Origin of the sequence: Paraclostridium sp. AKS73, assembly GCF_025671395.1 — a bacterium.
Taxonomy (GTDB): domain Bacteria; phylum Bacillota; class Clostridia; order Peptostreptococcales; family Peptostreptococcaceae; genus Paraclostridium; species Paraclostridium benzoelyticum.
On the sequence record NZ_JAIXHU010000030.1, the window covers coordinates 18,200 to 38,991 of the forward strand.

General features: G+C 28.3%; 24 protein-coding genes and 2 pseudogenes. 22 read left to right on the forward strand and 4 right to left on the reverse strand.

Going from position 1 to position 20,792, the window contains the following annotated elements:
- Nucleotides 1-25: 25 nt before the first annotated feature.
- From LEQ07_RS14530 to LEQ07_RS14540, 3 genes and pseudogenes are all read left to right on the forward strand, one after another.
- Nucleotides 26-622 carry an ATP/GTP-binding protein gene (locus tag LEQ07_RS14530; RefSeq protein WP_021428476.1) on the forward strand — a complete coding sequence of 199 codons (597 nt, stop codon included), beginning with the start codon at nucleotides 26-28 and terminating at the stop codon, nucleotides 620-622.
- A gap of 100 nt (nucleotides 623-722) precedes the next feature.
- A complete protein-coding gene (locus LEQ07_RS14535; RefSeq protein ID WP_021428410.1) occupies nucleotides 723-1,247 on the forward strand; it encodes a peptidylprolyl isomerase in 525 nt (174 codons plus the stop codon).
- Nucleotides 1,248-1,672: 425 nt separating this feature from the next.
- Nucleotides 1,673-2,661, forward strand: a pseudogene (locus LEQ07_RS14540) (uroporphyrinogen decarboxylase family protein).
- A 132-nt stretch (nucleotides 2,662-2,793) separates the two neighbouring features.
- On the opposite strand, the gene LEQ07_RS14545 reads toward LEQ07_RS14540, so the two are convergent.
- Nucleotides 2,794-3,741 carry a manganese-dependent inorganic pyrophosphatase gene (locus LEQ07_RS14545; protein WP_046824171.1) on the reverse strand — a complete coding sequence of 316 codons (948 nt, stop codon included), beginning with the start codon at nucleotides 3,739-3,741 and terminating at the stop codon, nucleotides 2,794-2,796.
- A 251-nt stretch (nucleotides 3,742-3,992) separates the two neighbouring features.
- Between LEQ07_RS14545 and LEQ07_RS23130 the strand changes: the two genes are divergently transcribed.
- From LEQ07_RS23130 to LEQ07_RS23135, 4 genes are all read left to right on the forward strand, one after another.
- Nucleotides 3,993-4,289 carry a DUF4230 domain-containing protein gene (locus LEQ07_RS23130; RefSeq protein WP_442952432.1) on the forward strand — a complete coding sequence of 99 codons (297 nt, stop codon included), beginning with the start codon at nucleotides 3,993-3,995 and terminating at the stop codon, nucleotides 4,287-4,289.
- Nucleotides 4,268-4,450, forward strand: a complete 183-nt coding sequence (locus tag LEQ07_RS14550) for a hypothetical protein (protein ID WP_263331206.1) — start codon at nucleotides 4,268-4,270, stop codon at nucleotides 4,448-4,450. Before LEQ07_RS23130 ends, LEQ07_RS14550 begins: the two co-directional genes overlap by 22 nt.
- Before the next feature lie 232 nt (nucleotides 4,451-4,682).
- Entirely contained in the window at nucleotides 4,683-6,548 is a 1,866-nt protein-coding gene (gene adhE / locus LEQ07_RS14555) for a bifunctional acetaldehyde-CoA/alcohol dehydrogenase (RefSeq protein WP_442952429.1), read from the forward strand.
- A gap of 86 nt (nucleotides 6,549-6,634) precedes the next feature.
- Entirely contained in the window at nucleotides 6,635-7,312 is a 678-nt protein-coding gene (locus tag LEQ07_RS23135) for a hypothetical protein (RefSeq protein WP_442952430.1), read from the forward strand.
- A gap of 109 nt (nucleotides 7,313-7,421) precedes the next feature.
- Here LEQ07_RS23135 and LEQ07_RS14560 read toward each other — a convergent pair whose 3' ends face one another.
- Together LEQ07_RS14560 and LEQ07_RS14565 are read right to left on the reverse strand one after the other, a co-directional pair.
- A complete protein-coding gene (locus LEQ07_RS14560) occupies nucleotides 7,422-7,760 on the reverse strand; it encodes a hypothetical protein (protein ID WP_021428442.1) in 339 nt (112 codons plus the stop codon).
- Nucleotides 7,761-7,975: 215 nt separating this feature from the next.
- The gene (locus tag LEQ07_RS14565) at nucleotides 7,976-8,224 is read right to left on the reverse strand and encodes a hypothetical protein (RefSeq protein WP_021428389.1); all 249 of its coding nucleotides are present in this window, start codon (nucleotides 8,222-8,224) and stop codon (nucleotides 7,976-7,978) included.
- 218 nt (nucleotides 8,225-8,442) lie between these two features.
- On the opposite strand from LEQ07_RS14565, the gene LEQ07_RS14570 reads away from it, so the two are divergent.
- The 12 genes and pseudogenes from LEQ07_RS14570 to rlmD all read left to right on the forward strand — a co-directional run bounded on the left by LEQ07_RS14570 (nucleotide 8,443) and on the right by rlmD (nucleotide 16,330).
- Complete coding sequence (locus LEQ07_RS14570; protein ID WP_442952431.1) at nucleotides 8,443-9,039, forward strand: YkgJ family cysteine cluster protein; 597 nt, start codon at nucleotides 8,443-8,445, stop codon at nucleotides 9,037-9,039.
- A gap of 10 nt (nucleotides 9,040-9,049) precedes the next feature.
- Nucleotides 9,050-9,397, forward strand: coding sequence for an MBL fold metallo-hydrolase (locus LEQ07_RS14575; protein ID WP_263331207.1), 348 nt, complete (start codon nucleotides 9,050-9,052; stop codon nucleotides 9,395-9,397).
- The gene (locus LEQ07_RS14580; RefSeq protein WP_263331208.1) at nucleotides 9,397-9,954 is read left to right on the forward strand and encodes a hypothetical protein; all 558 of its coding nucleotides are present in this window, start codon (nucleotides 9,397-9,399) and stop codon (nucleotides 9,952-9,954) included. Before LEQ07_RS14575 ends, LEQ07_RS14580 begins: the two co-directional genes overlap by 1 nt.
- Before the next feature lie 58 nt (nucleotides 9,955-10,012).
- Nucleotides 10,013-10,786, forward strand: a pseudogene (locus LEQ07_RS22635) (GTP pyrophosphokinase); the annotation flags it as partial.
- Nucleotides 10,787-10,864: 78 nt separating this feature from the next.
- Nucleotides 10,865-11,557 carry a metallophosphoesterase gene (locus LEQ07_RS22640; protein WP_046824177.1) on the forward strand — a complete coding sequence of 231 codons (693 nt, stop codon included), beginning with the start codon at nucleotides 10,865-10,867 and terminating at the stop codon, nucleotides 11,555-11,557.
- A 72-nt stretch (nucleotides 11,558-11,629) separates the two neighbouring features.
- Complete coding sequence (locus tag LEQ07_RS14595) at nucleotides 11,630-11,878, forward strand: hypothetical protein (protein WP_263331209.1); 249 nt, start codon at nucleotides 11,630-11,632, stop codon at nucleotides 11,876-11,878.
- A 122-nt stretch (nucleotides 11,879-12,000) separates the two neighbouring features.
- A complete protein-coding gene (locus LEQ07_RS14600) occupies nucleotides 12,001-12,420 on the forward strand; it encodes a hypothetical protein (protein ID WP_263331210.1) in 420 nt (139 codons plus the stop codon).
- Nucleotides 12,421-12,663: 243 nt separating this feature from the next.
- On the forward strand, nucleotides 12,664-13,224 hold the full coding sequence (locus LEQ07_RS14605; protein ID WP_021428469.1) for a 5' nucleotidase, NT5C type: 561 nt from the start codon (nucleotides 12,664-12,666) through the stop codon (nucleotides 13,222-13,224).
- 23 nt (nucleotides 13,225-13,247) lie between these two features.
- A complete protein-coding gene (locus tag LEQ07_RS14610; RefSeq protein WP_263331211.1) occupies nucleotides 13,248-13,706 on the forward strand; it encodes a hypothetical protein in 459 nt (152 codons plus the stop codon).
- 174 nt (nucleotides 13,707-13,880) lie between these two features.
- Nucleotides 13,881-14,210 carry a DUF1904 domain-containing protein gene (locus tag LEQ07_RS14615; protein ID WP_024619959.1) on the forward strand — a complete coding sequence of 110 codons (330 nt, stop codon included), beginning with the start codon at nucleotides 13,881-13,883 and terminating at the stop codon, nucleotides 14,208-14,210.
- A 15-nt stretch (nucleotides 14,211-14,225) separates the two neighbouring features.
- Nucleotides 14,226-14,948 carry a pseudouridine synthase gene (locus LEQ07_RS14620; RefSeq protein ID WP_046824180.1) on the forward strand — a complete coding sequence of 241 codons (723 nt, stop codon included), beginning with the start codon at nucleotides 14,226-14,228 and terminating at the stop codon, nucleotides 14,946-14,948.
- 23 nt (nucleotides 14,949-14,971) lie between these two features.
- Nucleotides 14,972-16,330, forward strand: coding sequence for a 23S rRNA (uracil(1939)-C(5))-methyltransferase RlmD (rlmD, locus tag LEQ07_RS14625; RefSeq protein WP_263331213.1), 1,359 nt, complete (start codon nucleotides 14,972-14,974; stop codon nucleotides 16,328-16,330).
- Between the two features lie 55 nt (nucleotides 16,331-16,385).
- Here the strand turns inward: rlmD and fba are convergent, their stop codons facing one another.
- Complete coding sequence (gene fba / locus LEQ07_RS14630) at nucleotides 16,386-17,249, reverse strand: class II fructose-1,6-bisphosphate aldolase (protein WP_046824182.1); 864 nt, start codon at nucleotides 17,247-17,249, stop codon at nucleotides 16,386-16,388.
- Nucleotides 17,250-17,543: 294 nt separating this feature from the next.
- On the opposite strand from fba, the gene LEQ07_RS14635 reads away from it, so the two are divergent.
- From LEQ07_RS14635 to LEQ07_RS14645, 3 genes are all read left to right on the forward strand, one after another.
- Nucleotides 17,544-18,434: a PRD domain-containing protein gene (locus LEQ07_RS14635; RefSeq protein WP_263331214.1), complete on the forward strand. Its 891-nt coding sequence runs from the start codon at nucleotides 17,544-17,546 to the stop codon at nucleotides 18,432-18,434.
- A gap of 194 nt (nucleotides 18,435-18,628) precedes the next feature.
- Nucleotides 18,629-20,287 carry a PTS transporter subunit EIIC gene (locus LEQ07_RS14640; protein ID WP_046822023.1) on the forward strand — a complete coding sequence of 553 codons (1,659 nt, stop codon included), beginning with the start codon at nucleotides 18,629-18,631 and terminating at the stop codon, nucleotides 20,285-20,287.
- 171 nt (nucleotides 20,288-20,458) lie between these two features.
- Nucleotides 20,459-20,779: a hypothetical protein gene (locus tag LEQ07_RS14645; RefSeq protein WP_263331215.1), complete on the forward strand. Its 321-nt coding sequence runs from the start codon at nucleotides 20,459-20,461 to the stop codon at nucleotides 20,777-20,779.
- The last annotated feature ends 13 nt before the right edge of the window (nucleotides 20,780-20,792 follow it).

Consider the following 20,792-nt stretch of genomic DNA (forward strand, 5'->3'; position numbering starts at 1 on the left):
TATAAAAATGGAGTTGATATAAACTATGGCAACTAAAAGAATTGCTGTACTAGGTGGGCCTAGATGTGGAAAGACAACATTAATACAACATTTATACGTTGAAATGAAAATAGCAGGCTTAGATGTAGGTTATGCTTTAGAGTACTCAACAGAATATTTAAGAGACAAAGGCATGATAGAAACTATATCTGAACAATATGGTATATACTTAGGTCAAAAGAAAATAGAAGATGATTTATCAGGGTTTGAATATGCACTAACTGATTATGCTACATTTGTACCATATGTATATGGAAGATTTATGTTAGGTGATAGAAAAAGAACTAATAAAGAAATTCAAATTTTAAAAGACTTATATTGTCTAGCTATAGAAGATATACAAAACTATGATATGATAGTTTATGTTCCAAGACAATTTGGATATGTTAAAGATGGAGTTAGATGGCAAGATGAAAGTATTGCTATACAAATAGATGAAGCTATATTAAGTTTCTTAAAGTCTGAAAATATAAATTATGTAGAAGTATCAGGATCTACTAAAGATAGAGCAAAACAAATTTTAGATTTATTAGATATTAAATACGAAGAAACTGAATTGTTAGATTCAACTGATGAAAAATAGGCTGCTTAAATAAGTAGCTTATTTTTGTGATTTTTTATTATTATTGGTATATAATATAAAATGAGAATAAAAAAAACTCATAAGAAAGGAAGTACATAAAATGGAAAATAAGAACCCTATAGTAACTATAGAAATGGAAAATGGAAAGCAAATAAAAGTTGAGTTATATCCACATATAGCTCCTAATACTGTTAAAAACTTTGTATCTTTAGTAGAATCAGGATACTATGATGGAGTTACATTCCACAGAGTTATACCTGGATTTATGATACAAGGTGGATGCCCTGATGGGAATGGAATGGGTGGACCAGGATATTCAATAAGAGGAGAATTCACTCAAAATGGACACACTAATAACTTAAAGCATGATAGAGGAGTTATATCAATGGCTAGAACAATGGCTCCAAACTCAGCTGGATCACAATTTTTCTTAATGCATGCTAATTCTCCACACTTAGATGGACAATATGCATCATTTGGTAGAATAATTGAAGGGATAGAAGTTGTTGATGAAATAGCTTCTGTAAGAACAGATAGAATGGACAAGCCTCAAACTCCACAAGTAATGAAAAAAGTTACTGTTGAGACATTTGGAAAAGACTATTCAGACGTAGAAAAAATGTAGTGAATAGATTGTAGGATTGTATATTGATTTCCTTTACACGACAAACTGCGTTTGTAAGTGTTACGAAAGATCCTAACTCAATCCCACTTTGCTTTTATGGATGAGAAGAGTGAAGAATATAAAGGAAGAGAGATTCTTAAATTTTAAGAATCTCTCTTTTTAGTTTTGTTAATTATTTTATAGTTAAAAAACATAATTATATAGATTATTATTTGTATTTTCTATATTTATAGAAAATGAAAAGTAAGTGTAGTAGAATTAAAGCGACATAAATTGTAAAAGAATGATTTATAATACATTGTTTTCAATTAAATTCAGATAAAGGGGAACTGATTATGAGCGATTATAAAGATGAAATGAATGCAATTGAAAGAAAAGCAGCGTACTTTAGAGGGGAAAGAGTAGATAGATTACCTTGCAGTTTAATGTTTGAGGAAACTGCAGCGGTTTATGCAGGTATAGATGTAGAAGAATATTATTTTAATTCTGACAAAATGTTAGAAGCTGAAAAATATATAGTAAGGGAACTTGGAGTAGAGAGTGCTGGAATTAATGTTACCCTAAGAGGTATGGGTGAAGCGTTTGGAAGTAAAATGGGATATAATTCAGATAGGGCATCGCATTTAATCGAACCAGCATTAAAGGATTACAAAATGTTACAGAACATGGATATAGTAAATCCATTAAAGGATGGAAGATTACCAATAATACTGGATTCTTTAGGAAAAATAAAAAAGAATTAGGAAAAGAAGTAAGTATCGGAAGTGGGGTATCAGGTCCGATTAGTGCAGCTTCAGCTGTTAGAGGTACTACAAATTTAGTTAGAGATATGATTAAGGATAAAGAAAATGTACATAAATTATTAGATTTAATGACAGAGTGTAATTTAGCTTATGCAAAAGAAGTATATGAACGTTATGGACTAGTTTGTGGAATTGGAGATCCAATATCTTCGGCTGATTTAATAAGTCCGAAACAATTTAGAGAATTTGCAAAACCATATCTTGAAAAAACCATAAATGGAATTTATAAAATTACTGGACAGAAAACAACATTACATATTTGCGGGAAAACAAAAGGTATATGGGAAGATATTGCAGATATGAATTTGTCTGCATTCAGTGTAGATAACTGTGAGGATATAGAACTTCTTAAAAATGTAATTGGAGATAAAATGTGTATAATAGGAAATATAGATCCTGTATCAATAGTAAGGAATGGATCTATAGATGATGTATATTCAAGTGTAAAAGAATGTATAGTAAAAGCTAGTGATAGTCCTAATGGATATATAGTAGCTTCTGGCTGTGATATACCTGCAGGAGCTCCTATAGAAAATATAAAAGCAGTAACAGAAGCTACTAAGAAATATAGTAAGGGAATAAAAATCGGAGAGCGTGCTGATTGGAAATAATAGTATAATAAATAAGAGAGAGGTTTAAATCTCTCTCTTATTTATTATACTATTATTTTTACACAAAAACAGTATTTAATAAAATAGGGAGTAGAGATATTAATATCTCTACTCCCATAAGTTTACTAAATATTATATATTTTTCTTAACAGCTTCTGTTAAATTTGGAACTAATTGTTTCTTTCTAGAAACAGCTCCTTCAACAAATACTCCTTGAGAAGCATTAACTCCAAATGCATCAGATATTATTTTATCTTCAGCTTTGTATATTAGATAAGATCCTTCTTTTATTATATCAGTAATAGCTAATACTAACATATCAAAGTCAGTGTTGTTTATATAGTTTAAGAATTCATCTTGCTTATTAAGAACAGCATCTATGTCTAAAGTAAATACTTGTCCTATTCCAACTTTTTTACCTTCCATATCAAAAGGTTTGAAATCCATATTTACTATTTCTTCAACAGTAAATCCATCTAATGAAGAACCAGCTTTAAACATATCCATAGCATATTTTTCAACGTCTACTTTAACTATTTTATTTAATTCTTCAACAGCTTTTTTGTCCATATCTGTAGTAGTTGGAGATTTGAATAATAAAGTATCTGATAGTATAGCAGACATTAATAATCCAGCTATCTCATAAGGTATTTCTATATTATTTTCCTTAAACATTTGAGTTATTATTGTACAAGTACATCCAACTGGCATTAATCTCATTGATAAAGGAGTAGAAGTTTGCATTCCTCCTAATTTATGATGGTCAACTACTTCAACTAATTCTGCATCTTCTAAGCCATCTATACTTTGTCCGTATTCATTATGGTCTACTAGAACAACTTGAGGTTTACCTTCTAGTACTAAGTTAGCATCATCCTTGCATATATTTGATATAGAAGATAATACAGTTGGAGCATCCACTTTGAAGTAGTCTAAAACATATTGAGCTTCTTTTCTTACTTCACCTAAAGCGTAAGCTTTAGCTGTATTTCCTAATTGATTTTTTAAGTATGTTAATGATATTGATGAACAGATAGAATCTGTATCTGGGTTTTTATGACCGAAAACTAATAAAGTCATTTTAAATCTCCTTTCATATTTAAAAAAATTTATGGATTAATTTTTCTTAAGTTAACAAAATTAAAAACTTTAATCGTAGCTTATATTATATCAAAAGGAGGGAAAAATTTGCTACAAAAACACAAAAAAATTAATAAGAATAAACTTTTAATACTGTTTATATTTATAGGTATTTTAATAGGGGGGATAATTTCATCAAGACTAATTTTTCCGAAAAACCACCACAGGATACATCTAAGGTATTAAATACAATAGAAAAAGTAGCAGAACTTTCAACTTCTAAGTACAATTATAGCAATATAGTTACTATTACTAAGGATAAGAGTTTTAAAAATATTAAAATCCCATTCACAGAAAAATCTTTTATTATAAAGTATAATGGTATAGTAAAGGGTGGCGCAAACTTAAAAGACATAACAATTGCAAATAATACGAGAAATTCAATAACTATAAACATTAATAAGTGGGGTATAATAGAACACTACATAGATGAAGAAAATATATATATATATGATGTGAAAATGCATTGTTCAATAGAGTTGAGGTAAATGAGGTTTTAAAAGAACTGTCTAATAGCAAGAAAGAATATGAAAAGAAAGTTATAGATGAGGGATTTTTGGAGGAAGTTAAAATTAGTATAAAGAAAAATTTAGAAGGTAATCTAAAGAATTTAGGATACAAAGAGGTTATTATAAACTTTAAAGAATAGTAATATATTAAAAAAATAGAGCTGTTGATTTAATAATCAATAGCTTTATTTTTATACAAAAAATTACATAGGATAGATTTTTAAAATGTATTTTAAAAATATTTTAGAAATAGATAAAAAATTAACGAAAAAATATTGACAATTGTTTTCTCAGGATATATTATATAAACATAAAGTTTGTTAATTAACTAACATTGATATAAATCAACTAATATCTTGGGAGGATTTTAAAATGACTAAAGAAGCTAAAAAGGTAGTAAATATAAATGGTTCGAAAGAAATGACAGCATCTGAAAAGGTGGATAACTTAGTTAAAAAAGCTAATATAGCTAAGGCTGAGATGCTAAAATTAGATCAAGAAGCTATAGATAACATTGTTAAAGAAATGGCAATGAAGGGGCTTGATAAGCATATAGAACTTGCACAACTTGCTGTAGATGAAACTAAAAGGGGAGTTTTTGAAGATAAAGTAACTAAAAACATATTTGCAACTGAGTACGTTTACAATAGTATAAAGTACAAGAAAACAGTTGGTGTTATAGAGGAAAATGAAGAAGAAAATTATAAGTTAATAGCAGAACCTATAGGTGTTATTGCAGGAGTGACTCCTGTAACAAACCCAACTTCAACAACTATGTTTAAATCTATAATAGCTATGAAAAGTAGAAATCCAATTATATTTAGCTTCCATCCATCAGCACAAAAGTCTTCATCTGAAGCTGCTAAGATCGTTAGAGATGCAGCTATAGTAGCAGGAGCACCAAAGGATTGTATTCAATGGATAGAAGAACCATCAATTGAAGCTTCAAATGCTTTAATGAAAAATGATGGAGTGTCATTAATATTAGCAACAGGGGGACCAGGTATGGTTAAAGCTGCATACTCTTCTGGAAAACCAGCATTAGGAGTTGGAGCAGGAAACGTACCATGTTATATAGAAAAAACAGCTGATGCAAAACAAGCAGTAAACGATTTAATATTATCAAAAACATTTGATAATGGTATGATATGTGCATCAGAACAAGCTGTAATAATAGATGAAGAAATATATGACGAAGTAGTAGGATTAATGAAATCTTATGATTGCTATTTTGTAAATAAAGAAGAAAAAGAGTTATTAGAAGGATTAGTTATAAACAAAGAAAGTTGTACGATAAATGCCGATATAGTAGGACAAAGTGCTTATAAGATAGCTCAAATGGCAGGTATAAAGAATACACCTAAAAATGCAAAAATATTAGTTGCTGAACTTGAAGGAGTTGGGAATGACTATCCACTATCTAAAGAAAAATTAAGTCCAGTATTAGCTTGTTATAAGGTAAAAGGATATAAAGAAGGAATACAAAAATGTGTAGAAATGACAGAGTTTGGAGGTCTTGGACATTCTGCAGTTATACATTCAAATAACGACGATATAATATTAGAATTTGGTAAAAAGGTTAGAACAGGTAGATTACTTGTAAATGCACCTTCAACTCATGGAGCAATAGGTGATATATATAATGTAAATATGCCATCATTAACGTTAGGATGTGGATCTATGGGGAATAACTCAACAACAGACAATGTGTCAGCAGTAAACTTAATAAATGTTAAAAAAGTTACTATGAGAAGAAATAACATGCAATGGTTTAGAATACCAGAAAGAGTTTACCATGAGTTTGGATCAGTTAGCTATTTAGAGAAAATGGCAGATACTAATAGAGTTATGATAGTTACAGATAGAATGATGGTTCAATTAGGATATGTAGAAAAGTTAACTTATCATTTAAGAAAGAGAAATAATCCAGTTATGATTGAAGTATTTTCAGATGTAGAACCAGATCCATCAGTAGATACTGTATTAAATGGTGCAAATATGATGAGACAATTTAAACCTGACACTATAATAGCTTTAGGTGGAGGATCATCAATGGATGCAGCTAAAGGTATGTGGTTATTCTATGAAAATCCTGAGGTTAACTTCGATGATTTAAGGCTGAGATTTATGGATATAAGAAAGAGAGTATTTAAGTTCCCTAAGTTAGGAAGACAGGCAAAAATGGTAGCTATACCTACAACTTCAGGAACAGGTTCAGAAGTTACATCTTTGCAGTAGTAACGGATAAAGTTAATAACGTAAAATATCCTTTAGCAGATTATGAGTTAACTCCAGATATAGCAATAATAGATCCTAACTTTGTTATGACAGTTCCTAAAGCTGTTACAGCAGATACAGGAGTAGACGTATTAACTCATGCAATAGAAGCATATGTTTCAGTTATGGCTACTGATTATACAGATGCATTAGCTATAAAAGCTATACAAATGGTATTTGAATACCTTCCAAGAGCATATAAAGATGGCAGTGATAAAGAAGCAAGAGAAAAAATGCACAATGCATCATGTATGGCAGGTATGGCATTTGCAAATGCATTTTTAGGAATAAATCACTCATTAGCTCATAAATTAGGGTCAGAGTTCCATATATCACATGGTAGATCCAATGCAATATTATTACCATATGTTATAAGATATAATGCGACTAAACCAACTAAGTTTTCAGCATTCCCTAAATATAAATCATTCGTAGCTGATAAGAAGTATGCTGAAATAGCAAGATACTTAGGGTTAAAAGCTAAAACTGCAGAAGAGGGAGTTGCTAGTTTAATAGATGCTGTAAATAAATTATTAGTTGAACTTAATATACCAAGAACAATTGCTGAATGCGGAGTAAGTGAAAAAGATTTTACAGCTGCAGTTGATAAGTTAGCTTTAGATGCATTTGATGATCAATGTACACCAGCTAATCCAAGATATCCACTTGTATCAGAATTAAAAGATATATACTTAACTGCATTTGGAAAAGTTGATAAAAAATAAGAAATGAGAATTTTCAGAAAATAAATTGACTAGTGAAGAATGGTATACTATACTTTGATTATAAGTAATAAATAAAGGGGCCTATTAAGGCCCCCTTATTTATTTGCAATTATAGTGCTTGTTTAGTAAAAATTACTTTTTCCTTATCGTTTTTAATAGATATACTTGAATTTGAGTAATCAATTTCAAAGTTTGCGAATGCAGAGAATAAATCAATATCTCTCATAAGATGCACTGTCATTAAATTATTTAATTTATTGAATCTAAGTATTATTGATCTAACGAATGGAAATTGTAACCTTGATGCAAAGAAGATGCTACTATCGCCACAATCTATATCTAAGCTTCTATAATTAATATCAATAAATAAATCTATATCGTTATCTTCCTCTCTTATAATTCTATAGTCAAATTCTGTATCTAAATTTAAATTTCCTATTTTAATCATAAACAACAACTCCTTAATAGTTATTAATAAACTATTATACTCCAAAAATTTTAAATATCAATATTATAATAAAAAAAGAGCTTTCATCGGGGGAACGAAAGCTCACAATTGGGGAGATTGAGTTAAATATTGTTTAAATATTTATATATTATATTATTACCTCAATTTTAAGTTTTATAACACAAAATCAAACTCCTCAAATTAAGGTAGAAGAATTATTTTTTATTTATAAACTTAGGGCCTAAGTATTTTTTTATATCTTCTTCTGAAGAAAAGTCATCTAATAGTATTTCTCTACCGCTATCTTCTAATATTACTAAAACTTCGCAATCACCTTGTAAGAAGAATTTTCTAACAGTATCTTCTCTTACTTCCCTAACTTTAGTTACGTTTTTTTTCTTCTTTTCATAATCTTTTGTATAGTAACTTTCCATCATATTTATAACTTTTGTATATCTATTCATATAAAAGTACCTCCTAATAAGTTTCGAAAAAATATGTTATAATAAGTGTTTGTATTAACCTAATAATTATAACAAGGAGTATTAATAATGGCTAGCCTAAAAAGATTGATATAGAGAAAAGCATAAATTTTGCAAAAGAAAATAAGTTAATAGATGAGTTAAATAAAGTATATGAATCTGTACCTAATGGAAGTTGTACAGGGTGTGGTAATTGTTGTATGGAATCAGTAGGTATAAATTTAATTGAATTTATAAATATATACCATTATTTAAGCCTTGATGAAGATTTAAGAAAAAAATGTTTGAGCAAGGTTATAGATTATTATCTCTTAGAATATGTAAAAAAGAGTCCTTGTCCATTTAAAGATGAAAATAATAGATGCTTAATTTATGAAGTGAGACCTTTAAATTGCAGAATATATGGACACTGGACAAAAGAGGACTATAACTCAAACTTAGAAAATATAAGTAATAGAAATAAAGAGTATGCATCTTTAATAAAAGATAAATATAAATTTGAAATTAATAATGATGTTGTGAATTTTAAAATAAATTACTGTGAATCATTTAAACCAAATGATAGATATTTGAGAAAAGATGAAAGACTTAACTTTGCAGATTCTATGATGGTATTAGATTCGAAAATTTATTCAAAAGGAATAATGAATATAGAATTCAAGGATAGAGGTATCGTAGAGTATTTTATAGAATCATTATTATACGAAGATACAGCTTATAACATAAAAATAAGAGTATCAAAAGATGAGAGCGTTAGAAAGTGTGCTTTAGATAGATTAAAAACAATAGTATTGTAAGGTGATTCTAATGAGATTTAAAAATATAAAAGGAAACTCTTTTTACATAAGAGGAGGAACAAACACTGGGGTTTATGTGTTTAATGATAAAAGTGCTTTGATTATAGATCCAGGGCTTCCAGGTGTTAGACCTAGAAATATAATTAGAGACTTAGAAAAAGAAGGAATAACCATAAAATGGATGATAAATACGCATGAACACAATGACCACTATGGAGCGGTATATCAATTTAAAGAAAAATACCCTAATTTAGTAAATATGTCTAGTTTCTATTCAAAGTTGTATATAGATAATCCTATCTTATTTTCTACATATATAATGGGTGGAAATACTAATGAATTTTTGATAATATATTAATGAGTAAAAATATGAAAAATGTAAGTATAGATAGGACCATAAAACCAGGAAAATTACATATAAATGGCGAATATATAGAAATAATTGATTTAAAAGGCCATACAGCTGGTTCAATAGGAGTACTAACTAAAGATAAGGTGCTTTTTTTAGGAGACATGCTGGTAGGAGAGGAACTTTTATATAAGTTTGATTTATTATTTATATTTGATGTAGAAGCATATTTAGATTCATTGGATTTATTACATACAATAGATTTTGAATATGCTGTGCTAGGTCATTGTAAAAAAGAGTTAGATAAATTAGAAACATTAGACTTGGTGAAAAAACATAGAGAATCAGTGAATAAATATTTAAAGCAAATAAGAAATATAATTAAAGAGCCTACAAGCTTAGAGTCTATTTTGAAAATTATATTGAATGAGAATAATTTAAGTTATAATTATAAAGAATACCATTTCTTTAAGTCGACCTTGGTTGGAATGATAAGTTACCTAAATAAATTAGGTGAAATTAAATATTTTATAGAAGATGGAGATGTTCTTTATTATACAAAATGAATATAATTTATGTTAAAATATAGAAGTTGACAAATCTGAAAATAAAGGGTGAGAAATAATGGAATACGAAAAGTGGGATAAGATACTTGTTCCTTATGAACACGCTGTGGAAGAACTAAAAGTTAAATTTAAGAATATAAGAAAAGAATTTTTAAAAAGAGGAGAGTATTCTCCAATAGAGTTTGTAACCGGAAGAACTAAAAAAATTTCATCCATAATATCAAAAGCAAAAAGGCTGGATATTGCTAATTTGGAAGATATGGAAGATATAGCTGGAATAAGAATAATGTGTCAATTCGTTGAAGATATATATACTATAGTGGATCTTATAAAATCAAGAAATGATATGGAAATAGTCTACGAAAAGGATTATATTGAAAACTTTAAAGACAGTGGATATAGAAGTTACCACGTAATAATAAGATATCCTATAAATACTGCGTTAGGATACAAAGAAATTTTATGTGAGATTCAAATAAGAACTCTAGCTATGAACTTTTGGGCTACTATAGAGCATTCTTTAAAATATAAATATGAACACTACATACCAGAGGATTTAGCTATGAGATTAAGAAGAGCGGCTGATGCAGCATTTTTACTAGATCAAGAGATGAGCGAAATTAGAGAACATATAATGAAAGCCCAAGTTATGTATCAAGTTAAATCTATAACGGTTAGAGATGTTTTAGGAAAAATACAAGAGCTTTACGATTTAGGTGAAACTCATAAAGCTATAGTATATCAAAGAAGATTAGATAGGATTGATACGGAAAGAGATATAACTGAAATACTAGCTTTAAAAAATGAGATAGATACTCTTTTAGAAGGGTATAATAAAAAAGAAGAGAGTAGTAATCTCGCTTCTTTTTTTACGCTTAAGAAAATCAATATAATTAGAAAGGACATTAACATGAGTTTATATGCAATAGGAGATTTACATTTTTCAACTGCTGTTAATAAGCCTATGAACATATTTGGAGATAACTGGGATAATCACGAAGAAAAGATAATTAATAGTTGGAAAAGTAAAGTTAATGAAGAAGATACAGTCTTAATTGTTGGCGATACATCTTGGGCTATAAATATGAACGAGGCAGAAGCAGATTTAAATATAATACATAGTCTTCCTGGAAAAAAGATATATGTAAAAGGAAACCATGACTATTGGTGGACTACAGTAGCAAAATTAAATAAATTGTATGATGACATGAGTTTCTTACAAAACAACTTCTATCAATATGAAGAATATGCAATTTGTGGAACTAGAGGCTGGATATGCCCTAATGATGTTAAGTTCACAGAAGACGATGAGAAAATTTATAAAAGAGAAGCTCATAGATTAAAACTTTCGTTAGATGCAGCTAATAAGGCTGGATTTAAAAAGATAATAGTTATAACTCATTATCCACCGACTAATGATAAATTAGACCCATCTTTGTTTACAGAAATATATGAGTCTTACGGAGTTGAAAAAGTGGTATATGGGCATTTACATGGAAAAGAATCATTTAAAATGGGATTAAAGGGAATTAGAAATGAAGTTGAATATAATTTGGTATCTTGTGATTATGTAGATTTTAATTTAATAAAAATTATGGATTAATTAATAAAATATGGTAAATACTATTGATATATCAAACCTGAAATATAAACTTTAGGTAAAGGAGTTGTTAATGTGAGATGGGCATTAGTAATTTTACTTTTATATATATTGCCTTTATGGATCTTGTTTAAAAATAAAGAAGATTTTAAAAGGGCAAGCATATATGGAGGTATGTATGTAGTAGTTGCCACTGTTATAGTAATCTGTAATATATATATAAGCACGATAAATAAAATAGAAGAAATTTTAGAATATAGAAGTTATGCTTTTAATGAACAGTATGAAGATAATCAAGAAGCCAAATATAAAAATGAAAAATAGAAGTTAAACAATCCGATTTAAAAGAAACTAAGAAAGTTGAAAATAGTGAAAAGCAATCTTCAAATACAGAGAATGATTCTAAGAAAGAAGAATCTAATACAAATGAAGTAGATAGCGTATCTATGCAAAAAAGTGATAAAGAGACAATACAAAATTTTAAAAGCGAAATATATAAAATAGAAAGAAAAGCATTAGTACCTATGAGGGAATGTCTTCCGAATACTAAAAATTTAGATATAAATGTTAATACTATAAACAAAGCTAAAAAAGATGTTGCATATGCTAAAGAAATGTGTGATGAAGTAGTGCAAACTTACGAAGATATGGAAGTACCTAAACTTTCTAATGAAGATGCAACTAATCAATTAGAATATTCTAAAATATGTGTACAAAAAGCTTATATCTTAAGGGGCAAAGCTATGGAATGTGCACAAAACATGTTAAAAACTAAAAACTTAAAGTATATAAGCCAGATAAAAGAGTATCTTAGCTTATCTGATAATGAAATTAAGAATTTTGTAGATACAATAAAAAGTTTATAGAAATTTGATATAATGTTTAACGTAGAACAAAAAAAGCTTGTATTGTACAAGCTTTTTACGCTTAAAAAGGGATACTTACTAAAAAATGTAGATAAATTATAAAAGTTATTTATACATATAAACAATCAAAGTGAATTTTTTTAAAACACAAACATATACTAAATAGTGTTATTTTGATTTATAATATCTAGTATGTTATAATGTTTTAACTACAATAATATAAAGTTTTAGTTGGAGGTAAAAATGGGAAAGTTAAATATATGCATAGATATAGATGGAACGATAACTAATCCATATCATTTTATTCCGTACTTAAATGATATGTACAATAAAAAAATAACAGAAGAAGACTGTGTAACACATAAATTAGAAGAATTATATCAAGTTGAACTAGATGATTTATTACAATCATTTCACACTGATTTCATACATGCTTACAAAGAAGCTAATGTTGTAGATGGAGCTAAAGAAGTTATAAAGGAATTAAATGAAAATCATAACTTGTACTTTGTTACAGCTAGAAGTGAGATATTGAAGGATATAACTACAGGATGGCTATCTGATAATGATTTAGGATATATAGATGTACACTTATTAGGAAGTGATTACAAAGTTAGTAAAGCAAAAGAATTAGAATGTAATATATTTATAGAAGATAATCCAAGTAACGCTGAACAATTGGCATCTGAAGGATTAACTGTGTTATTATTAGACAATAATTATAACAAGAATATTGAAAATGAAAATATAATAAGAGTAAAAAATTGGGATGATATAAAGGCATTTATATTAAGTCTCCAATAAACTTAAAATGGGGGGCTAGATAGTTGTTAGAAGTTAAAATAAATAATAAAAAACAAACAATAAGTATAAAAAGTAAAGATATAAAACACATGTTAAGTGAACGCGAAGACTTTGTTAGTGTTCAAGATATATCTAAAGATATAAAAGAAGACAGTATAATGGCATTTGATTGTCAGTTAGATGATAGTATGTTTTCAGTAGAAGAGATTAATGAACTACTTGAAGAACTAGGTGAAGAAGCTACAGTAGAAGAATTTCAAATACTATTTGAAGATGTAAGAGCTTTTGTAAAAGATATTACAGATGAAATTGAGTCGGATTTAAGAGAACAGTATTTAAATGATGATATAAGATGCTTTTTTAATGTGTATAGTATAGATGAAACATTTACAGATTTTAAGTTGGTATTTGTAATAAGCTTTAAAGATATAAGCATTGCATCACTTACTAGTTTGACTGAGTTAATAGGAAAAAACAATTAAATGGAGATTCTAAATTTTATAGCTAAAAATAGTTTTGGGGATGCCTTAAATAAAAACATTTAAGACACCCCTATTTTAATGTAAAAGAATATAAATTGTAATAATGAAAAATTAAAAGTATAATAATACCTATAAAATAAGATGAATAAAAATAAAAGAAAGGATGGAAATGAGATGCCACAAATAAAAATAAGAGGAATAAATGAAACTGATGTATGTAAAATAAGCGAGAATATGATAGATAAATTAGTTGAAGCAGTTAAATGCCCAAGAGATTATTTTGAAATAGAGTGTATAAAGTCAGTTGCTATAAGAGATGGGAAGATTGCAGAGGTATATCCTTTTGTAGAAGTTGCATGGTTTGATAGAGGACAGGAAGTTCAAGATGTAGTTGCTAAAATTATAACTGATAGTATAAGAAATAATTTAGATGTAGAAAGTATGGATTTAGCTTTTACAGTTTTTGAGAAAGAAAAGTATTATGAAAATGGAGAACATTTTTAAAGGAAGGTACAGATTATGGCTAAAAAACAACGATTAGATAAAGTACTTTCTAACCTAGGATATGGAAGTAGAGCTGAAATAAAGAGAGATTGCAAAAATGGACTAGTTAAAGTAAATGGGAAAATAGAAAATAACCCGGGTCTTCAAGTTGATACAGATAAAGATATTATAAATTTTGATGGAGAAACTATAGAATATAAAGAATTTATATACTTAATGTTAAACAAACCAGATGGATATATATCAGCTACTTTTGATAAACATGATCCTATAGTTTTAGATTTGATAGATAAGAAATCATTAGCATTTGAACCGTTTCCAGTAGGAAGATTAGATAAGGATACTGAGGGATTATTAGTATTAACTAATGATGGACAATTATCACATAGGGTTTTATCACCAAAGAGTCATGTTCCTAAAACTTACTTTGCAGAAATTGATGGAGTTGTAACAGAAGATGATATAAAAGCTTTTAAAGAAGGAGTAATATTAGATGATGGCTATAAAACTATGCCAGCAGAACTTATTATTCTTGAAAGTGGAGATGTATCTAAAATAGAACTTACTATACATGAAGGAAAGTTTCATCAAGTAAAAAGGATGTTTGAAAGTGTAGACAAAAAAGTTATGTACTTAAAGAGACTTTCTATGGGAAAACTAAATCTAGATGAAAGTTTAGAGTTGGGAGAATATAGAGAATTAACAGAAGAAGAAGTTAAATTAATAGAAGAAAGATAATTTTGTATACGGAGGATTAAAGAGTGAAAAGAAGAGATATTATAGAATTTGAGATAGATAAAATGGAATTTGGAGGAACGTCAGTAAGTCGTTTAGGAAATAGAGACATATATATGAAAGGCGGCATAACTGGACAAAAAGTTAAGGCTTCAGTTAAAAAGACTAAGAGTGGAAAAGCGGAAGTAAAAATGATGGAACTTTTAGAAAACTCACCACTAGAGACTGAAACACCATGCAAGCATTTTAACGTATGTGGTGGGTGTAGTATGTTATCTGTGCCTTATGAAAAACAATTAAAAATAAAAGAAAGACAAGTAATGGATTTATTTTTAGAGCAAGATATATTTGGATTTAACTTCCAAGGTATCGAGCAAAGTCCTCAAACTAAAGAATATAGAAACAAAATGGAGTATACTTTCGGAGATGAAATGAAAGATGGACCATTAACTTTAGGATTACACAAAAAAGGGAAGCATATTGATATTTTAACTGTTGATGGATGTTTTTTAGTAGACAATGATTTTATAAAAGTTTTAACATCTACAGTAGAATATTTTAACGAAAAGAATGCACCTTATTACAGAAACATGAGTCATAAAGGTTATTTAAGAAATCTTGTAGTAAGAAAAGGTATAAATACAAATGAAATGATGGTTAATATTGTTACATCATCTCAAGAAAATTTCGACATGACAGAATATAAAGATATGCTTCTAAACTTAGACTTAAAAGCTGATTTAGTAAGTATATTACACACAATAAATGACGGGTTAGCAGATGCAGTTAATTGTGACGAATTAAGAGTTTTACACGGAAGAGATTATATACAAGAGGAACTTTTAGGTCTTAAATTTAAAATATCTCCATTTTCATTCTTCCAGACAAACACTAAAGGTGCTGAAGAATTATACAAAATAGCTAGAGAGTTTGTCGGGGAACATAATGATAAGGTAGTATTTGACTTATATAGTGGGACTGGAACAATAGGACAAGTTATGGCTGAAAAAGCTAAAAAGGTTTATGGTATAGAAATTATAGAGGAAGCTGTTGAAGCTGCAAATAAAAATGCAAAGTTAAATAACTTAACAAATTGCGAATTCATAGCAGGGGATGTAGCTAAAACAGTTAATAAATTAAAAGCTAAGCCAGATATAATAATAGTAGACCCACCAAGACCAGGAGTTCATAAAGATGCTATAAGAGACATATCAAAATTTGATTCTAAAGAAATTGTTTATATATCTTGTAATCCAAAAACCTTGGTATTAGACTTAGTAGAGTTTAAAAAATATGGATATGATGTAGAAAAGGTTAAATGCATGGATATGTTCCCAAATACTCCTCATGTTGAAACAATTGTAAAGTTACACAAGAAAAATTAAAATAATATAAACTAAAAAGCTATCTCAATTTATGAGATAGCTTTTAATTTATATATTAAGCTTTGTTTACAGAACCGAATAATTCCATTTTTTCTTTAACAGTAGCTTTTATAGCTTCGAATCCTGGAGCTAAAACTTTACGAGGGTCAAAACCTTTACCTTGTAAGTCTTTTCCTTCTTCTATATATTTACGAGTAGCAGCAGCGAAAGCTAATTGACACTCTGTATTAACATTTATTTTAGAAACACCTAAAGATATAGCCTTTTGTATCATATCAGCAGGTATACCTGTTCCACCATGTAAAACTAATGGCATGTCTCCTGTAGCATTGTTTATAGCTTCTAAAGCATCAAAGTTTAATCCAGCCCAATTTTCTGGATATTGACCATGTATGTTTCCTATACCAGCTGCTAACATATCAACACCTAAATCAGCTATTAATTTACATTCATTAGGGTCAGCTATTTCACCAGCACCAACAACACCATCTTCTTCTCCACCTATAGAACCAACTTCTGCTTCTACAGATATTCCCTTAGCATTTGCTATTTTTATTACTTCTTTTGTTTTTTCTATATTTTCTTCAATAGAATAATGAGAACCATCAAACATTACAGAAGAGAATCCTGCTTCTATTACTTTTAATGCTCCTTCATAACTACCGTGATCTAAGTGTAGAGCTACTGGAACTGTTATATTTAATTCTTCTAACATTCCATTAACCATACCAACTATAGTTTTATATCCACCCATGTACTTACCAGCACCTTCAGATACCCCTAGTATAACTGGAGAATTGTTTTCCTGAGCTGTAAGTAATACTGCTTTAGTCCACTCTAAGTTATTTATGTTGAATTGACCAACAGCATATTTACCTTCTCTAGCTTTGTTTAACATTTCTTTAGCTGAAACTAACATATTAAAAACCTCCATAAGAAAATTAACTTTAAAAAACAATAATTAAGATTGTTAAAAAGTTATGTATATACCTAATGCATATTATACCCTAAAAGGACAAAAATGAAAATAAAATATTAAATTAGATTTTTGTTTTGGATAAAAAAAGTTTTATAAAAATATTTAATATTATGTAAATTTAGCGATTAATTATAAATAAACAGGTATACTTAAAGTATGAAATATTGTATATTTATATATGGGAAAACCATATTTAATTCAACTCTCACATAGTCTATAGTTAGGAGGGCATATATGTACAAAATTATAAAGAGCTTCAATAATAATGTTATCTTATGTGTAGAAGAAAATCAAAATAAAGAGTACATTTTAGTAGGAAGTGGAATTGGATTTAAGGCAACTGTAAATTCAATTTTTAAAGATACTAATAAAATTGAAAAAATATTTGTTATAAATGAAGATAGATATAAAAATATAGAAGAATTATATAATTCTATAAATCCAACGTATATTGGTGTTGCTACAGAAAGTTTATCTATATTAGATGATAGTATAAATATGGACATGAATGATAAATCTCATATGGCTTTATTAGATCACTTAGTATTTGCTATAGAAAGATATTTTGACAACATATATTTAGAAAATCAATTTAGGGCAGAATTAAAAACACTATATGAATACGAATGGGATTTAGCTAAAGATATAATTGATTTTATAAATAGAGCGTTGGGGATAAGTTTAACAGAAGATGAAGTTGCGTTTGTGACTATGCATATAAATGGAATATTAAATAAAACAAAAGTTGTTGATAGTGCTAAACAAGCTATAATGATTAAAGAAGCTATTGATTTTTTAGAAAAAGAATTAGGTATAAATATATGCAAAGACTCTATATATTATAATAGGCTGATAATACATTTAAGATTAGCTATAAATAGAGCCGTAAAAGGAATTTCAGAGGAAAATATGTTATTAGACCATATAAAGGAAAAATTAAAGACATCATACAATATATCTGAAACACTATGTAATTATTTAAATGAAAATTATGATATAAAGCTAAGTGAAAATGAAATAGGATTCATTACACTACACATTGATAGACTAATAACAAAAACAAAAATAATGATAGAAAAAAGTCGGGAAATTGTTTACAAGGTTAAAATTAGATGCTATAATTAACATATACTTAATAAATGAGCGTGTTACTGGTAAAGCAGGCAAGAGCTAATATATTTGTATTTATACGATTATTTTATAATACGTAAAAATATGAATATTTTAGCTCTTTTTTATTTATCATAGTAATATGTATAAAATGTTAATTTAAATTTAATTTGATTAGTCATACTAAAAAATTAAGGAGGAATTATAATATGCTTCAATTTTTACAAAGAATAGGTAAAGCTATAATGCTTCCAATAGCGGCATTACCTGTTGCAGGGATATTATTAGGAGTTGGTGGAGCACTTCTTAATATAGCAGCATTAGAAAATGCCCCAGCTATATATCAACCACTAATAGCGTTTGTATCTATACCTGCAGTAACCGTAGTTTTACAGATAATGCAAGGTGTAGGAGATATAGTATTTGGAAATTTACCTCTATTATTTGCAGTTGGTACAGCAGTAGGACTTGCAAAAGAAGATAAAGGTACATCAGCACTTGCTTCAGTATTTGGATTCTTAATAATGAATAAAGTTATAGGTGTATTACTTGGATTAGGAGTTACACAATTAGGAGTTATAACTCCGGATAGTACTCCAGCTCAGTATGCAACATATGTAACTACAACATTAGGTATATATACACTTAATATGTCTGTATTTGGAGGTATTATAACTGGTATAGTTACAGCTACTTTACACAATAAGTATTACAATATACAATTACCACAAGTTGTAGGATTCTTCTCAGGGTCAAGATTTGTTCCTATAGTAGTTTCAATAGTTATGGCAATTGTAGGTGGGATACTTGCATTTGTTTGGCCGTTTGTTCAAGATGGAATAGCATTTATAGCATTAGGAGTTAACAATGCAGGTGCAGTAGGAACATTCTTCTACGGAGTTATAGAAAGATCATTAATACCATTTGGATTACACCATGTATTCTATACACCATTCTGGTTTGGTTCTTTTGTTGATGGTCATGTGTTAATAGATGGAGCTTGGCAAACAGTTCAAGGTGCAAACTATGCATACTTTGCACAATTAGGAAGCATGCAAGATTTAGTAGGAGCTTCACCAGAAACTATGTCAAGAATAGTAGCAGGAACAACAAGATTTATGGCTGGTAAATTCCCATTCATGATGTTTGGATTACCTGCAGCAGCATTAGCAATGTATCATACAGCTGCTCCAAGTAAGAAAAAAGTGGTTGGAAGTTTATTATTATCAGCAGCAGTTACATCTTTCTTAACAGGTATAACTGAACCATTAGAATTTACATTCTTATTTGTTGCACCAGTTTTATATGGAGTTCACTGTATACTTGCAGGTCTTTCATTCTTATTAATGGATGTATTAAATGTATTTATAGGAATGACATTCTCTGGAGGGTTTATAGACTTCTCATTATTCGGAATACTTCCAGCTGGAGCAGGAGTTCCAACTAACTGGTTAAGAGTTATAATGGTAGGAGCTGTATATGCAGTAGTTTATTACTTCTTATTCAAGACTTTAATAATTAAACTAAACCTAAAAACTCCAGGTAGAGATGAAAATGAAGAAGAAACAAAATTATATACAAAAGCTGATTATCAAGCAGAAAAAGATGGAAAATCAGCTAATAGTGAAATAGAAGAAAATGCACCATATGTTTTAGAAGCATTAGGAGGATCTGAAAATATAGTTTCTGTAGATGCATGTATAACTAGATTAAGAGTTGAAGTAAAAGATACTGCTAAAGTTCAAAAATCTAGATTTAAAGAACTTGGTGCGGTTGGGGTTATGGAAGTTGGTAAAGGAATCCAAGTTATATACGGAGCTAAAGCTGACGCATACAAACAACAAATTAATAAAATATTAGGAAGATAAATAAAAAAGCCTTAAAGTTTAACTTTAAGGCTTTTTTATGCTTAGAAAGTATACAATTACTAAGAAGGCTTAGTAGTTCAAGTTAAATTAAATTTATTACAAAATATGGATATAATATTTTTCACTTATAAACCACATACTATATATTATACAACAGGAGGAATATATACTATGGTAAATATAAAAAAGATTATACCCTTAATTATAATTACAATTGTATCAATTTCTGCTATTTTTATAAATTTAAAATTAAATGAAAATATTAGTATAAATGAAATAAAAACATCCATAATACAAGGTTTTAAAACTGTAAAGATAGTAGCAGATAAAAATAATATCGACTATGATGGACTTAAGTTTAATGTGAATATGCCAGTAGTAGACTATGAAGATAAAGATATAGAAAGATATATAAATACATATATAAAGAAAAAATATAAAATGAATTTATTAATTTTAAAAAAACAAAAGGATATTTTACTTAAAAATTAATAAAGGAGAAAAA